Origin of the sequence: Caballeronia sp. BR00000012568055 (genome assembly GCF_029439455.1) — a bacterium.
GTDB lineage: Bacteria > Pseudomonadota > Gammaproteobacteria > Burkholderiales > Burkholderiaceae > Caballeronia.
This window is the reverse complement of the sequence record NZ_JAQFVG010000268.1, coordinates 173,107-187,051: the sequence shown is the minus strand read 5'-3', so window position 1 is coordinate 187,051 and position 13,945 is coordinate 173,107. Positions and strand designations below refer to the sequence as shown.

The 13,945-nt window shown below is 61.2% G+C and carries 15 protein-coding genes and 1 pseudogene; 8 read left to right on the top strand and 8 right to left on the bottom strand.

Translation table 11 applies throughout. The annotated features are described in order from the left end of the window. Position 1 precedes the first annotated feature (1 nt). The 3 genes and pseudogenes from P7F28_RS16480 to P7F28_RS16470 form a co-directional block, all read right to left on the bottom strand. On the bottom strand, positions 2–1,198 hold the full coding sequence (locus tag P7F28_RS16480; RefSeq protein WP_277185576.1) for a PLP-dependent aminotransferase family protein: 1,197 nt from the start codon (positions 1,196–1,198) through the stop codon (positions 2–4). Between the two features lie 47 nt (positions 1,199–1,245). Further along, entirely contained in the window at positions 1,246–2,169 is a 924-nt protein-coding gene (locus P7F28_RS16475; protein WP_277185575.1) for a DMT family transporter, read from the bottom strand. Positions 2,170–2,300: 131 nt separating this feature from the next. Next, a pseudogene (locus P7F28_RS16470) lies at positions 2,301–2,966 on the bottom strand (VOC family protein); the annotation flags it as partial. A 162-nt stretch (positions 2,967–3,128) separates the two neighbouring features. Between P7F28_RS16470 and P7F28_RS16465 the strand changes: the two are divergent. Beyond that, entirely contained in the window at positions 3,129–4,568 is a 1,440-nt protein-coding gene (locus P7F28_RS16465) for a PLP-dependent aminotransferase family protein (protein WP_277185573.1), read from the top strand. On the opposite strand, the gene P7F28_RS16460 is transcribed toward P7F28_RS16465, so the two are convergent. Continuing rightward, a complete protein-coding gene (locus tag P7F28_RS16460) occupies positions 4,548–5,081 on the bottom strand; it encodes a Rhs element Vgr protein (RefSeq protein WP_277185572.1) in 534 nt (177 codons plus the stop codon). The genes P7F28_RS16465 and P7F28_RS16460 overlap by 21 nt on opposite strands. A 108-nt stretch (positions 5,082–5,189) precedes the next feature. Between P7F28_RS16460 and htpG the strand changes: the two genes are divergently transcribed. Then, a complete protein-coding gene (htpG, locus tag P7F28_RS16455) occupies positions 5,190–7,091 on the top strand; it encodes a molecular chaperone HtpG (protein ID WP_277185571.1) in 1,902 nt (633 codons plus the stop codon). 50 nt (positions 7,092–7,141) lie between these two features. Here htpG and P7F28_RS16450 read toward each other — a convergent pair whose 3' ends face one another. Continuing rightward, positions 7,142–7,405 (bottom strand): hypothetical protein, encoded by a 264-nt coding sequence (locus tag P7F28_RS16450; RefSeq protein WP_277185570.1) that lies wholly within the window; start codon positions 7,403–7,405, stop codon positions 7,142–7,144. A gap of 133 nt (positions 7,406–7,538) precedes the next feature. Between P7F28_RS16450 and P7F28_RS16445 the strand changes: the two genes are divergently transcribed. Both P7F28_RS16445 and P7F28_RS16440 read left to right on the top strand, forming a co-directional pair. After that, on the top strand, positions 7,539–8,156 hold the full coding sequence (locus tag P7F28_RS16445) for a chorismate lyase (RefSeq protein ID WP_277185569.1): 618 nt from the start codon (positions 7,539–7,541) through the stop codon (positions 8,154–8,156). Beyond that, the gene (locus tag P7F28_RS16440; RefSeq protein ID WP_277185568.1) at positions 8,153–8,650 is read left to right on the top strand and encodes a DNA-deoxyinosine glycosylase; all 498 of its coding nucleotides are present in this window, start codon (positions 8,153–8,155) and stop codon (positions 8,648–8,650) included. Before P7F28_RS16445 ends, P7F28_RS16440 begins: the two co-directional genes overlap by 4 nt. Here the strand turns inward: P7F28_RS16440 and P7F28_RS16435 are convergent. Both P7F28_RS16435 and P7F28_RS16430 read right to left on the bottom strand, forming a co-directional pair. Next, the gene (locus P7F28_RS16435; RefSeq protein ID WP_306805921.1) at positions 8,644–8,901 is read right to left on the bottom strand and encodes a Txe/YoeB family addiction module toxin; all 258 of its coding nucleotides are present in this window, start codon (positions 8,899–8,901) and stop codon (positions 8,644–8,646) included. The genes P7F28_RS16440 and P7F28_RS16435 overlap by 7 nt on opposite strands. 2 nt (positions 8,902–8,903) lie before the next feature. Next, positions 8,904–9,161, bottom strand: coding sequence for a type II toxin-antitoxin system Phd/YefM family antitoxin (locus P7F28_RS16430; RefSeq protein WP_277185622.1), 258 nt, complete (start codon positions 9,159–9,161; stop codon positions 8,904–8,906). 181 nt (positions 9,162–9,342) lie between these two features. On the opposite strand from P7F28_RS16430, the gene P7F28_RS16420 reads away from it, so the two are divergent. The 4 genes from P7F28_RS16420 to P7F28_RS16405 all read left to right on the top strand — a co-directional run bounded on the left by P7F28_RS16420 (position 9,343) and on the right by P7F28_RS16405 (position 13,375). After that, positions 9,343–10,227 carry a spermidine synthase gene (locus P7F28_RS16420; RefSeq protein ID WP_277185567.1) on the top strand — a complete coding sequence of 295 codons (885 nt, stop codon included), beginning with the start codon at positions 9,343–9,345 and terminating at the stop codon, positions 10,225–10,227. Positions 10,228–10,395: 168 nt separating this feature from the next. Then, positions 10,396–10,635: a DUF3311 domain-containing protein gene (locus tag P7F28_RS16415; protein ID WP_277185621.1), complete on the top strand. Its 240-nt coding sequence runs from the start codon at positions 10,396–10,398 to the stop codon at positions 10,633–10,635. Beyond that, complete coding sequence (mctP, locus tag P7F28_RS16410; protein ID WP_277185566.1) at positions 10,632–12,182, top strand: monocarboxylate uptake permease MctP; 1,551 nt, start codon at positions 10,632–10,634, stop codon at positions 12,180–12,182. The genes P7F28_RS16415 and mctP overlap by 4 nt, the downstream gene beginning before the upstream one ends. Positions 12,183–12,289: 107 nt before the next feature. Beyond that, complete coding sequence (locus tag P7F28_RS16405) at positions 12,290–13,375, top strand: FUSC family protein (protein WP_277185565.1); 1,086 nt, start codon at positions 12,290–12,292, stop codon at positions 13,373–13,375. 37 nt (positions 13,376–13,412) lie between these two features. On the opposite strand, the gene P7F28_RS16400 is transcribed toward P7F28_RS16405, so the two are convergent. After that, entirely contained in the window at positions 13,413–13,856 is a 444-nt protein-coding gene (locus P7F28_RS16400) for a VOC family protein (RefSeq protein ID WP_277185564.1), read from the bottom strand. Between the last annotated feature and the right edge of the window lie 89 nt (positions 13,857–13,945).

Genomic DNA, 13,945 nt, shown 5'->3' with positions numbered 1-13,945 from the left:
ATCAGAGGCTCGCGCGGATCAGCGCGCCGAGCTTGGCCACGCCTTCGTCGATCGTCGCGGGCGGCACGGTGACGAAGGAGAGGCGCATCGTGTTGTGCGCGGCGTCGTTGGCGAAGAACGGACCGCCCGGCACGAAGGCCACATGCTGCGCGATCGATTGTTCGAGCAGCTTCATCGAATCGAGATGCGCGGGCAGCTTCACCCACACGAACATGCCGCCTTCCGGCCGGTTCCATTCGACACCGGCAGGCATATGGCGTTCGAGCGCGGACAACATCGCTTCGCATTGATCGCGATACAGCGCGCGGATCTTGGGCACGTGGGTATCGAGGAAACCGTCTTTGACGACTTCATGCACGATGCGCTGCGTGAGGCTCGGCGTGTGCAGATCGGTCGCTTGCTTGGCCTGCACGAGTTTGAAGTGCAGTTCTTCCGGCGCGATGATGTAGCCCACGCGCAGACCCGGCGCGAGCACCTTCGAGAACGAACCGAGATGCACGATATGGTCCGGCGACATCGACAGCAGCGTCGGCAGCGGCGCGCCCGCGTAGTCGAGCGCGCCGTACGGATCGTCTTCGATGATCGGGAACGCAGCCTTCTCCGCGATGGCGGCGAGCGCGCGGCGGCGTTCCAGCGGCAGGCGTCGGCCGGTCGGATTCTGGAAGTTCGGTTGCGCGTAGAGCAGGCGCGCGTTCGCGGTCAACGCGGCATCGAGACCTTCGGGAATCAGGCCGGATTCATCGGTCGGAACCTGCACGTAGTCCGGTTCGAACAGCGAGAAGGATTGCAGCGCGCCGAGGTAAGTCGGCGTTTCGACCAGCACGCGGCTGCCCGGATCGACGAGTACTTTGCCGAGCAGGTCGAGCGCTTGTTGCGAGCCGGTGGTGATGAGCACCTGCGTCGGACGAATCTGCACGCCGTTCACCGAATAGCGCGCGGCGATCCACTCGCGCAGCGGCATGAAGCCCTCGGTCGCGCTGTACTGAAGCGCGGCGGCGGGCTGATCGCGCAGAATGCGCTCCGACGCATGACGCATTTCCTCGACCGGAAAGGTTGCGGGCGAGGGCAGGCCGCCCGCGAAGGAAATGACTTCAGGCCGTTCCGTGACCTTCAGGATTTCCCGAATCGCCGAGCTGGTGAGCTTGCGGGCGCGTTCGGAGAGTTGCCAGGGCGTGGCGCGGAGATCGGCTTGATTCATGAAATCCTCGGTGGGTTCCGGAATGTTGAAATGTGCTGAGACGCTGATTATCGCGCGAGTGGCTTCGCGACGGTATTCGGAATCGGCGCGGGGCGTACGGCCGCTTTTCTGCCGATGATCACAGTGACGATCACGGCCGTCGCGTAAATCCACGTCACGGCGGACACGTGCTCGCCGAAGAACAACGCGGAGAAGGCCATCGTGAAGAAGATTTGCAGCAGTTGCACTTGCCCGACGCGCGCGATTCCGCCCATCGCCAGACCCGCGTACCACGCGAAAAAGCCGATGAACTGCGAGAACAGCGTCACATAACCGAACGCGAGCCACGTCTTGAGCGAAAGCGGTTCGGGATGCGCCGCGTGATGCGCCCACGCCAGCCAGCCGACCGGCAGCAGCAGAAACGGCGCGGACAGCACTAGCGCCCAGCAGATCACCTGCCATCCGCCAATCTGACGCGCCAGCCGCGCGCCTTCGGCGTAACCGAGTGCGCCGATACCGACCGCAACCAGCATCAGCAGATCGCCCGCCTGAAAGCCGCCGCCGCCCGTTTGCAACGCAAACGCGACGACGATCGCGCTGCCCGCGAGTGCGCTGGCCCAGAAAGCCTTCGACGGACGTTCGTGCGATAACCACGCCGCGTAGATCGCGACGCACAGCGGCTGCAAGCCGTTGACCACCGCGCCGTGCGATGCGGGCACGGTTTTCATCGCCCAGGCCGAGAACACGGGGAACGCGATGATCACGCCCAGCGATACCACGGCAAGGCTCTTGACCTGCGGCCACGTCGGCCACTTTTCGCGCCGATACGCGAGCAAGAGGCCGGCGGGAATCGCCGCGACCAGCGCGCGCCCGAGGCCGTTGAGCAACGGATGCACTTCCGCCACGACGATGCGCGTCATCGGCAGCGTCAGGCTGAAGATGATCACGCCGATCAGGCCGAGCAACATGCCTTCGGTTTCGCGGGTTTTCATTCTTGACTGTCTCCCTCTTCGATTGTTTTAGGTTTCGCACGGCGCTTTTTGCCCGCGGCGGCCTGCGCTTGTTCCTGCGCGCGCCGCGCCGCTTCCACAGATTCCGCCGATTCACCCAGCGTGACGATGGAACCATCCGCCAGTTCGAATTCCGCGACGATGACCGGCGCGCCTGCCGTCGTTTCCACTTTCATTAAATGCAATGCGCCGAGCCATTCAAGCTGCTCCGCCACAGCCTCCGCGTTCGGGTGATAACCCGTCAGCGAACGCAGCGCGATGCCGGTTGGCGGCAGCACATCGCTCGGATGGCGCGGCGTGTCCCATTGGATCAGCGAGGGCAGCACGCCATCGCCTGCGTTTTGCCACGATGGAAACGCGCCGTCATCGGGGACGGTCAGGCTCCATGTATTCCCGGCACGCGACATCGCCGCGACCGGGGCAATGCGCTCGGGAAACTGCTCGCGCCAGCGCGCCAGCGACTTCGGCCGATCCACCTTCGCGACCCAATGCACGAGTTGCGGGCCATGTTCTTCGAGACGCCGCTGCATCGACGGATCGTCGAGCGCGAACAGGCGTGCGCGCGGCGAGGTAACGGGCGCGGCGGCCGGATCGATCGCGATCACTTCCATATATGCGCCGCCGTAGAGATTCATCAGGCGATTGTGCGTGCGCATCGACGGATGCGCGCCGCCCGGCGTCAGGTCGATACCGAATTTCGTGGCGACGAAACGCGCGCCTTCTTCGAGCGTGCGGGCGGCGATCACGAGATGGTCGAGCTTGAGCGGATGAGACGTCATGGCGGCAAATACGAGCGAAATAAGGGCCGATAGCATAACGCCAACCGCTTCGGCCGAACGAAGAATGTAGCGCCTATCACCGTGACAGTAACGGTACAATCGGCCCATTACCATTCGGTACACTTTTCGGCCGATGCCGTAGTGCACACGCTGGAGGCTCTCATGTCCGTTCCGCTCGATCAAATCCCCGCTCCGCACGACGCCGCGCAACTCACGCTGGTCGATCAACTGGTGCAGTGGGGACGGCGGCGTATCGACGAACGGGTGTTCAGGCCGGGCATGCGTATGCCGTCGATCCGCAAACTCGCGCTGGACAAGGGCGTGTCGCGCTTCACGGTGGTCGAGGCGTACGAACGGCTGGTCGCACACGGTTATCTCGATTCGCGGCGCGGCTCGGGCTTTTACGTGCGCGAACGCGGCGCGCCGACGCTGACCGTCGTGCCCGTCGATACGAAGCACGAGCCGGTGCAGAGCACCATCGACGTGGTGTGGCTGCTGCGCAATATGCTGCATACGGCGAGTCCCGAGAAAGGGCCGGGCCTCGGCTATCTGCCGGGGCGTTGGCTGGACGGCGAACTCATCACCAATGCATTGCGTTCGATGAGCCGTTTGTCCGGCGCGCAAATGCTCGGCTTCGGCACGCCGCAGGGTTTTCTGCCGCTGCGCCAGCAATTGCAGACGCGGCTGGAGGAACTGGAGATCGGCGCATCGGCGCAGCAGATTGTGTTGACGTCGGGGATTACGCAGGCCATCGATCTGATCGCGCGGCTGTACGTCAAGCCGGGCGATGCGGTGATCGTCGGCGATCCGGCGTGGTTCCAGATGTTCGGCCGCTTTGCATCGCAGGGCGCGCGGCTGGTCGGCATGCCATACACGCCCGATGGTCCCGACCTTGATGCGCTGGAAACGCTCGTCGCCACGTGGCGGCCGAAGATGCTGATCGTCAATTCGGTCTTGCAGAATCCGACCGGCACGTCGCTGACGGCGGCACAGGCGTATCGGATATTGCAGCTTGCGCAGGAGTACGACTTTATCGTCGTGGAAGACGATGTGTACGGCGATCTGTGCCCGACGAACTTTGCCGCCACGCGCCTGGCATCGCTCGATCAGTTGAAGCGCGTGATCTTTCTCGGCAGCTTTTCGAAGACGCTGGCGGCGAATCTGCGCGTGGGCTATGTGGCGGCATCGGCGGACGTGGCGAAGGCGCTGGCCGATCAGAAGATGCTGGTCGGCATGACGAGTCCGGAACTGAACGAACGTGTGGTCTACAAGGTGCTGACGGAAGGGCACTACCGGCGGCACGTCGAGCGGCTGCGCGCGCGGCTCGACGGCGTGCGCGACAAGACCGCGCGGATGCTGGAGAAAACCGGCATGAAGCTGTTCACGCAGCCATCGGCGGGGATGTTTTTATGGGCCGATGCAGGCGTCGATTCCGATGGACTCGCGGCGGCAGGGCACGAAGCCGGGTTTTTGCTGACGCCCGGAAGCCTGTTTTCGCCGCATCAGTCGCCGACGACGTGGATGCGCTTCAACGTCGCCAATTGCGGCGATCCGGCGCTGCCGGAGATGCTCGCGGCGCATTTAGCGCGCGCGTCGCGGTAAGTTTCGTTTCGACGATGGCGACGCGATGAACTCCGCAAGCACGTTTTCGTACAGCGCGAGCGCGTCTGGCATCGACCGATAACGAGTTTCGTACAGCGCGTGTTGCCCATTGCAGAAGCGCAGCGCGAACCAATCGGCGAGCAGATTGCCTTGCGCTTCCATGTTGTAGTCGGCCAGCTTCCGGCCAGCGCCGAGCGCATAGCCGTAACTCAAACCGATGCGAATCGCGCCGCGCAGCCGCACCGGATAGCCAAGCTGAAACTGCCACACATGCGTCATTTCGTGGATGAACCACATGCGCTGCCTGAGGTCGCAGGCGGAGAAATCGTCCTGAAAACAGGCGCGTGGAAAATAGAGGCTGCCGTTGGGCGCCATCGCGATATGCGAGGGTTGCAGACCGAACGGCAAATAGCCGCGCGCGTGCACGCGCACGCTCGAATAGTCGATGGCATCGGCGAAAACGAGGCGGGCGAGGGCGATTTCGTCTGAGGTGAGCGGGCGTTTAGTCGGCATGGCGTTTATCGTACGGGAAACGCTCTTGAAATCGCGCACTGCGCCCATACATCGCACGAATCGGCCAACGCAGGCCATAAAAACACGCAATCGAAAAGAGGAACCGACATGGCGCAAACCATGAGCTTTCAGGCAGAAGTGAAGCAGCTTCTGCAACTGATGATCCACTCGCTCTATAGCAACAAGGAAATTTTCCTCCGCGAACTGATTTCGAATGCCTCCGATGCCGCCGACAAGCTGCGCTTCGAAGCCATCGAAAACAGCGCGCTGTACGAGAACGATGCCGACCTGCGCATCCGCGTGTCGTTCGATAAGGCCGCGCGCACGGTCACCATCGACGACAACGGCATCGGCATGAGCCGCGAGGAAGCCATTTCGCACCTCGGCACCATCGCGCGGTCGGGCACCAAGGAATTCTTCTCGAAGCTCTCCGGCGATCAGCAGAAGGACGCGGCGCTGATCGGCCAGTTCGGCGTGGGCTTCTATTCGGGCTTTATCGTCGCGGACAAGATCACGGTCGAAACGCGCCGCGCCGGTCTGCCGGCATCGCAAGGCGTGCGCTGGACCAGCGCGGGCGAGGGCGATTTCGAAGTCGAGGATATCGAGCGCGCGCAACGCGGCACGACCATCACGCTGCATCTGCGTGCCGATGAAGACGATCTGCTCTCCACGCACAAGCTCAAATCGATCATCCAGAAATATTCGGATCACGTCGCGCTGCCCATTCTGATGAAGAAGGAAGAATGGGATGCCGAAAAGAGCGAGATGGTCGTCAAGGATGAAGACGAGACCGTCAATCAGGCGAGCGCACTATGGACGCGCGGCAAGAACGACATCACCGACGAGCAGTACAAGCAGTTTTATCAGCACATTTCGCACGATCACGACGAGCCGCTCGCCTGGACGCACAATCGTGTGGAAGGCCGCAGCGAGTACACGCAATTGCTGTATGTGCCGAAGCACGCGCCGTTCGATCTGTGGAACCGCGAGCATCGCGGCGGGCTGAAGCTGTACGTGAAGCGCGTCTTCATCATGGACGATGCCGAGCAATTGCTGCCCGCGTATCTGCGTTTCGTGAAGGGCGTGGTGGATTCGGCTGACTTGCCGCTGAACGTATCGCGCGAAATCTTGCAGGAAAGCCGCGATGTGAAGGCGATTCGCGAAGGCGTGACCAAACGCGTGCTGTCGATGCTGGAAGAAATCGCGACTTCATCGGCGGAAGCGACCGAAGACGCGGACAAGCAGAAGTATCAGACCTTCTGGAACGAGTTCGGTCAGGTGCTGAAGGAAGGCATCGGCGAGGATTTTGGCAATCGTGAGCGTATTGCGAAGCTGGTGCGGTTTGCATCGACGAATAGCGATGTGAACGAGCAGAACGTCTCGCTGGCGGATTATGTTTCGCGCATGAAGCCCGAGCAGACCAAGATCTATTACGTCACCGCCGATGCCTGGCAAGCCGCGAAAAATAGTCCGCACCTCGAAGTGTTCCGCAAGAAGGGCGTGGAAGTGTTGCTGCTGACGGATCGCGTCGATGAATGGATGTTGTCCTTCCTCAACGAGTTCGATGGCAAGCCGCTGGCGAGCGTCGCACGTGGCGACCTCGATCTGGGCGCGCTGAACGATGAAGAAAAGCAGCAGCAGGAAAAGGTTGGCGAAGAACTGAAGCCGCTGGTCGAGAAGATGAAGGAAGCGCTCGAAGGCAAGGCCAAGGACGTGCGTCTGACCTTCCGTTTGACGGATTCGCCGAGCTGTTTGGTCGCCGATGAAGGCGATATGAGCGGCTATCTGCAACGCATGCTGAAGGCTGCGGGCCAGAATGCGCCGCAAGCCGAGCCGATTCTTGAAGTGAATCCGGAGCATCCGCTGGTGAAGGCGCTGAGCGCGGATAACGCCAATTTTGCGGACTGGTGTCATCTGTTGTTCGATCAGGCGTTGCTGGCCGAAGGCGGCCAACTCGATGATCCGGCGAGCTTTGTTAAGCGGACGAATGCGCTGTTGTTGTCGCGTTAAGCTCTGAGCGATAAAGAAAACGCGCCGCCGGGGAACCGGCGGCGCGTTTTTTATTTGCCTTTGCGATTCTTGTTTGCCTGAGCTACCACCGAGCCAGCCAACTCGCGCGTCTCCTCTGCATACTTGTTGCTTTTCAGCACCTTTGCCGCCTTGGTTTCCATTTCCACGCCGGTCTGCTTCGTGGTGTTTCGCTGCGAGATCACAGAACCGGCGAGGCTCTTTGCGATTTTCGAAGCGTGCGGATCGTGGATGGTTTTCTCGGCAAGCGCAGTCATCGCTTTTGACGACTGTTTTTTGTTGATGCTATCTGCCATGTTCGAACCTCTGAGTGTGTGGTCGCGCGTCGCCGGATGTCGTCGCGTGACTTACGTATAGCTAGAGCGCACATGTGAGTCCACACGAAAACTCCGAATCGTTACCGAAAGCGCACGGTTTTATAATCGCCCGATGCTCACGCCTACCGATTCTCACTGGCGCATTACGCCGCCTCCTTCGCTTACCGATACCCAAAAAGACTGGCTCACGCGCGGCGGTTCATTGACTGCGCATCTGCGCACGCTCGGCGCGGTGACGGTCGATGTGACACGCGAAGCCGTCGATACAGCCTGGCGTGACGAATACGCAGCGCTCCGCGCGACCCCGCGCACGCCGATGTGGACGCGCGAAGTCGCGTTGAAAGTGGACGGCGTGCCGATGGTCGTCGCGCACAGCATCGTCGCGCTGGAACACAGCATCGGAGTATGGCAATCGATACGCCGTCTGCGAACGCGTCCGCTTGCCGAATTGCTCTATAGCGACAGCAGCGTATCGCGTTCGATGCTGGTGAATCGCAGGATTACGGCACGGCATCCGCTGCATCGGCTGACCGATACGCGTAATACGCTGGTCGCGCGGCGTTCGGTGTTCGAGCGTCACGGCGCACCGCTGATGGTCACCGAATGTATGCTCGATGCGCTATGGACCCGGCTCGATGAATCGCGCAGCCCGCGTCGGCGCGATCATGCGCGGGCGTATGAGCATCTGAGTTCGCATGCGAAGCGCGTCGTGCGCGGCGAGGCGAAATGAAGCTCGAAGGTTTCGCTCCTGTTGGCGATGTAGATACGCATACGCTCATTCTCGGCAGCTTTCCCGGCGTGGCATCGCTGGCGGTGACGCAGTATTACGCGCATCCGCGTAACCAGTTCTGGCGGCTGGTCGGCGCGGCGATTGACGAGCCGCTGCATGAAATGGCTTATGAGGATCGGCTGAAGAGGCTGGTCGCGAATGGCATAGGTTTATGGGATGTCATTGCTGAGGCGCAGCGTCAAGGCAGTCTGGACAGCGCGATTCGAAATCATTCGGCCAACGACCTTCACGCTTTGGTGAGCGGTTTTCCGCAGCTTCATACGATCGCGTTCAATGGCGGAACGGCGGCAAAGATCGGCGAGAAGGCGCTTGGCGATCTTGCCCGGCTGTATCGGACCGTGCGATTGCCGTCGAGCAGTGCGGCGTATGCGGCAATGCCATATACCGACAAGCTGACGGCTTGGGCCGCATTACGTCCGATGCAGAATCAATAGTGGTAGCGACAAGCCACGATGTTGATCTGCTTTTCGTCGGCTTCGTAGACCAGCCGGTTTGCGTCATCGATGCGACGTGACCAGAAACCAGACAAATTCGCCTTGAGTGGCTCTGGTTTGCCGATTCCTTCGAATGGACTGCGCTGCGTATCCTTGATAAGTTGATTGATGCGCTTGAGGGTCTTTCGATCTTGAGATTGCCAGAAGACATAGTCATCCCACGCTTCTGCGGTAAATAGCACCCGACGCATTGTTATTGATCTTCGTCCAGCGCACGTTCAGACAACTTTCCTTTGCGCAACTGAGCAATCGAACGTTCAAGGTGAGCGGCGTTTGCCGGTGACCGAAGCAAATGCACGGTTTCCATCAGGCTGTCGTAGTACTCCTGCGACATCACGACCGCGTTAGGCGCATCCCGGCGCGTGATCAACGTCACATCCGCATCTTCGACGACCTGATCGATGACGGTTTTCAGATTGCTTCGAGCATCAGTAAAGTGGACAGTTCGCATCGTGTTCTCCAAAGGAGGTACGGAAGTTCATGACTCTAGCACATGTACATTATATTGTACATGTTCCGATCGACATCAAACCCGGCTACGCCACCCTCATCCTCCCGTCCTCCAGCGCGGCCAATGCTATTCTCTCGTTCGACCAAAAACTGCGCATCTGGCGCGATATCCTCACTGACTCATGACGAAACTGATCAAGCGCGCGTCCGCGGAAGCACGTGCATTTAGCCGCAAGAAAGGCAGCAACAAGCGCGACGACGAAGACGATCTCGATAACGCCCCGCGCATCGAAGCGCCGCGCAAGCCGCGTTTCGCGCCCGTGACGTTCTCGGAAGAGGGTGGCGTGCGCTACCTGCACTTCGGCACCGAGTGGATTCAGGGTGCCATGCGTATCCGCAAGCCCGATCACATCGAATTGGAATACGCGCAGCAGATGATGGCCTGGCTGCTGTTTCTGGAGACGCCCGAGCGCATCGTGCAACTGGGTCTCGGCTCGGCGGCGCTGACGAAGTTCTGCTATCGCTTTCTGAAGCGCGCGAAGGTCGAAGCGGTCGAATTGAATCCGGCTGTTGTAATCGCAGCGCGCGCGATGTTCGAATTGCCCTACGACGACGCCCGCCTCACCGTCACCGAACGCGATGCCTGGGAGTTCGTCAACGACCGCAGTAACCACGGCACCGTCGGCGCCTTGCAGATCGATATTTACGATGCCACGGCGCGCGGTCCCGTGCTAGACAGCGTGTCGTTCTATCGCGCGTGCCGGGCGTGTCTGACGCCGGACGCGGGCGTGGTCACCATCAACCTGTTCGGCGATCACCCGAGCTTCGTGCGCAATATGCGCCATCTGAACGAAGCCTTCGATCGCCGCGTGATCGCGCTGCCGGAAGTGCACGATGGCAATCGCATCGCGCTGGCGTTCGCCGGTCCCGCCATCGACATCCCGTTCGATGCGCTGATGCAACGCGCGAAGCTGATCGAATCGGAGTTGAAGCTGCCCGCGCGTTCGTGGGTGAAGGGGCTTGCCGAGAGCGCGGGCGTACCGCTCGACGGAAGTTTCACCATTTAAGTGCAGTGTCCCGATCATTCACATCAGCGGAATGGTCGGGATTCCCCTTGTTTGATCGAATTGTGACGGTCCATATACTCCCTCTGTTATTTCGGGGCGCTTTCAGCGGCGATGTTTCTCATCGAGCGGATAGAAGGCGAATGCTCAAAACAAGAGGAGAGACCGTTCATGGCTCAAGATATGAGCCGCACCGGACAACCGCGCAACAAGGCCTGGCTTTGGCTGTTGATCCTGCCGTGGATTGGCGTGGTGTGGGTGCCGTTTTACAACAAGATCGAGCCCGTTTTGTGGGGCTTTCCGTTTTTCTACTGGTATCAGCTTCTGTGGGTGTTGATCAGCGCGGTCATCACCGCGGTCGTCTATAAAAAGACGAAAGCGTTGCCTTCTTCTCGCGGAGGCGCGCGATGAACTCGACCGCAACCTTTGTCTTTGTTTTGTTCTTCGTCGGCGTGACGATTCTCGGCTTCGTCGCCGCGCACTGGCGCAAGGGCGATCTCGGCCAGCTCGACGAATGGGGCCTCGGCGGACGCCGCTTCGGCACCATCGTGACGTGGTTCCTGCTCGGCGGCGATCTCTACACGGCCTATACCTTCGTCGCGGTGCCGGCGCTGGTGTTCGGCGCGGGCGCGACCGGCTTTTTCGCGCTGCCTTATACGATTCTCATCTATCCGTTCGCGTTCGTCGTGTTCCCGAAGTTGTGGAGCATCGCGAAGCGTCACGGCTATGTGACCGCCGCCGACTTCGTGCACGCGCGCTACAACAGCCGCATGCTGGCGCTGGCGATCGCCGTGACGGGGATTGTCGCGACGATGCCGTATATCGCGCTGCAACTGGTCGGTATCGAAGTGGTGATCGGCGCGCTCGGCTTCTCGACGCAAGGCTTGATGGGCGATCTGCCGCTGATCATCGCGTTCGCGATTCTCGCCGCGTACACGTACACCTCCGGCCTGCGCGCCCCCGCGATGATCGCCGTGGTCAAGGACGTGCTGATCTACATAACCATCATCGCCGCGATGATCGTGATTCCGGCGCAGCTCGGCGGCTTCGGGCATATCTTCGGCTCGGTGCCGGGCGGCAAGCTGCTGCTCAAAGCGCCGGACACGGCGAGCCTGAACGGCTACAGCGCCTACGCGACGCTGGCGGTGGGATCGGCGCTGGCGCTGTTCCTGTATCCGCACTCGGTCACGGCGATTTTGTCGTCGAATTCGGGTAATACCATTCGACGCAACATGGCGCTCTTGCCCGCGTATTCGCTGGTGCTCGGCCTGCTGGCGCTGCTCGGCTACATGGCGCTCGCCTCGGGCGTGAAGGATATGCCGGAGTACGCGTCGTACTTCAAGGCCTACGGTGCGAACTTCGCGGTGCCGGCGCTGTTCCTGCACTTTTTCCCGTCGTGGTTCGTGGGCGTGGCGTTCGCGGCCATTGGCATCGGCGCGCTGGTGCCGGCGGCGATCATGTCGATTGCGGCGGCGGATCTGTACACGCGCAACGTACATCGCGAGTTCATCAACACGTCGATGACGCCGGAGCAGGAAACCAACGTCGCCAAGCTGGTGTCGCTGATCGTGAAGGTGGGCGCGGTGGTGTTCATTCTCGCGCTGCCGCTGACCTATGCCATTCAGCTTCAATTGCTCGGTGGCATCTGGATCATTCAGACGCTGCCCGCGCTGGTGCTCGGCCTCTACACGCGCGTGCTCGATCATCGCGGTTTGCTGATCGGCTGGGCGGTGGGCATTGCGTCCGGCACGTGGATGGCGGCATCGCTGCAACTGAAGGGTTCGATCTTCACGGTCAACCTGTTCGGCTACGCGATTCCAGGCTACGCGGCCGTGTGGGCGCTCATCATCAACCTCGTGGTGTCGATCGTCATCAGCATGCTGGTGCGCGTGTTCGGGCTGAAGCGCTCGGAAGACCGCACGCGTCCCGAAGACTACCTCGACATCGTGGAAGGCTGAAAACCGACGCGCTCGGCGAAATGCTGGTAAAACGCCCGTAACAGCTTCTGGCCGTTGCGGGCGTTTTTTCATCGAGACAGATCGAACCGATTCGATACGGGCGAACCATGCTTTCTCCGACTTCCTCGCTGGCGCGACGCGGCCGCATCGGGCGTCTTCTGCACGCATTGACTTCGCCGTACTTTCGATACAAACACGCGAACATGATCCACGCCGTGCGCGTGGCGCTGGGCATGGCGACGTCGTTTCTGGTCACGACGGGTATCGACGTGCCGCATGGCGTGTGGGCGACGGTGTCGCTGCTGGTGGTGGTGGGCGGCTTGCAGCACTACGGCAATATCCGCAAGAAGGCGACTGAACGCGCGCTCGGCACCATGCTCGGCGCACTGATCGGGCTGTTTCTGATCCTCGTGCAGACGCTGTTCGGCTCGCAGCTGCTGTTCTTTTTCCTGATGTCGATCATCGCGGGCGGCTGCGCGTATTACGCGATCGGCAAGGCGGGTTACGTCGCGCTGCTGACGGCAATCACGATGGTCATCGTGTCCGGTCACGGCGATCTGCCTTTTTCGGTGGGCTTGTGGCGCACGGCGAACGTGCTGATCGGCATTGCGATCGCGCTGGCGTTTTCCTTCGTGCTGCCGCAATACGCGACGTTTTCCTGGCGATATCGACTCGCCGACAATCTGCGTGAGTGCTCGCGGCTTTACGGTGCGTTGCTCGACGGCAAGCATCTCTTGCCCGAAGAAACCGCGCGTCGCTTCTACGCGATGAGCCAGCGGCTCGTGCAGTCACGCGCGCTGATGGATTCGGTGGCGAAGGAAACGGGCGTGCCACTCCCGCAACTGGAAGAGATTCAGCGCCTGCATCGCTCGATTCTCGCGGCGCTGGAAATGCTGATCAATTCGATGCCGGAAGCCGAGAATACCTACGCCATCGCCTGCACGCCGCGCGAGTACGAAGTGCGCCAGCAATTGCTGCAAATGGCGCGTGCGTTGCGGTTTGGCCGCGTGACGCTGTTGTATCGAAACGTGCCGGCAGTGGCTTGTCCACCGCCCGAAGCCGCCGATACGGCGACGCAAGGCATGCACTGGCTCGCGATGCGCTTCGCGGAGCAGGTCGAGCGCATGCGCTTGCGGTTAGCGGAGATCGAGCGGCAGTGGAATATTGAAGGGGCGCGGCCGCTTAGTGTGTGAGATGCGCGTGAGATGCGCGCGAAATGCGTAAAACGCGTCAGGCGGGCTGCGCGCCTTCGCCTTCGAGTTCGGCGGCGTTGACCACGTTAATGAGCCAGGGCACGCCGAAACGATCCTTGGTCATGCCGAAACCCGCCGTGAAGAATGTCGATTGCCACGGCGTCAGCACTTCGCCGCCTTGCGACAGCGCGGTGAACATGCGCTCGCCAGATTCGGCGTCGTCCGCCGCGATCGAGAGCGTGAAGCCCGCGTGGTCCTTGCGCGGCTGGCCGAACTGGCCGTCTGACACCATGATCGACGACGCGCCGACGCTGAAGCTCGCGTGCATCACCTTGTCCTGCCATTCGGGCGCGATAGTGGCGGCGTCCGGCGTGTCGCGAAAGCGGATCAGCGTGTGCACCTGCGCACCGAGCGCGGCCTGATAGAGCGCGAGTGCGTCGGCGCAGTCGCCGTTGAAGAACAGATAGGTATCGAGTTGCATAAATGACTACCGTGCAGATGCGGGCACGCCCGCGAAAGCTTCGAAGTCTATTGCACGGCTGCGCTGAATCGGCTCGGAATAGGTCGATT

Excerpts from the sequence above, each read along its gene's own strand:
- P7F28_RS16480 (WP_277185576.1), bottom strand. The coding sequence starts at position 1,198 with ATGAATCAAGCCGATCTCCGCGCCACGCCCTGGCAACTCTCCGAACGC.
- P7F28_RS16475 (WP_277185575.1), bottom strand. The coding sequence starts at position 2,169 with ATGAAAACCCGCGAAACCGAAGGCATGTTGCTCGGCCTGATCGGCGTG.
- P7F28_RS16465 (WP_277185573.1), top strand. The coding sequence starts at position 3,129 with ATGTCCGTTCCGCTCGATCAAATCCCCGCTCCGCACGACGCCGCGCAA.
- P7F28_RS16460 (WP_277185572.1), bottom strand. The coding sequence starts at position 5,081 with ATGCCGACTAAACGCCCGCTCACCTCAGACGAAATCGCCCTCGCCCGC.
- htpG (WP_277185571.1), top strand. The coding sequence starts at position 5,190 with ATGGCGCAAACCATGAGCTTTCAGGCAGAAGTGAAGCAGCTTCTGCAA.
- P7F28_RS16450 (WP_277185570.1), bottom strand. The coding sequence starts at position 7,405 with ATGGCAGATAGCATCAACAAAAAACAGTCGTCAAAAGCGATGACTGCG.
- P7F28_RS16445 (WP_277185569.1), top strand. The coding sequence starts at position 7,539 with ATGCTCACGCCTACCGATTCTCACTGGCGCATTACGCCGCCTCCTTCG.
- P7F28_RS16440 (WP_277185568.1), top strand. The coding sequence starts at position 8,153 with ATGAAGCTCGAAGGTTTCGCTCCTGTTGGCGATGTAGATACGCATACG.
- P7F28_RS16435 (WP_306805921.1), bottom strand. The coding sequence starts at position 8,901 with ATGCGTCGGGTGCTATTTACCGCAGAAGCGTGGGATGACTATGTCTTC.
- P7F28_RS16430 (WP_277185622.1), bottom strand. The coding sequence starts at position 9,161 with ATGCGAACTGTCCACTTTACTGATGCTCGAAGCAATCTGAAAACCGTC.
- P7F28_RS16420 (WP_277185567.1), top strand. The coding sequence starts at position 9,343 with ATGACGAAACTGATCAAGCGCGCGTCCGCGGAAGCACGTGCATTTAGC.
- P7F28_RS16415 (WP_277185621.1), top strand. The coding sequence starts at position 10,396 with ATGGCTCAAGATATGAGCCGCACCGGACAACCGCGCAACAAGGCCTGG.
- mctP (WP_277185566.1), top strand. The coding sequence starts at position 10,632 with ATGAACTCGACCGCAACCTTTGTCTTTGTTTTGTTCTTCGTCGGCGTG.
- P7F28_RS16405 (WP_277185565.1), top strand. The coding sequence starts at position 12,290 with ATGCTTTCTCCGACTTCCTCGCTGGCGCGACGCGGCCGCATCGGGCGT.
- P7F28_RS16400 (WP_277185564.1), bottom strand. The coding sequence starts at position 13,856 with ATGCAACTCGATACCTATCTGTTCTTCAACGGCGACTGCGCCGACGCA.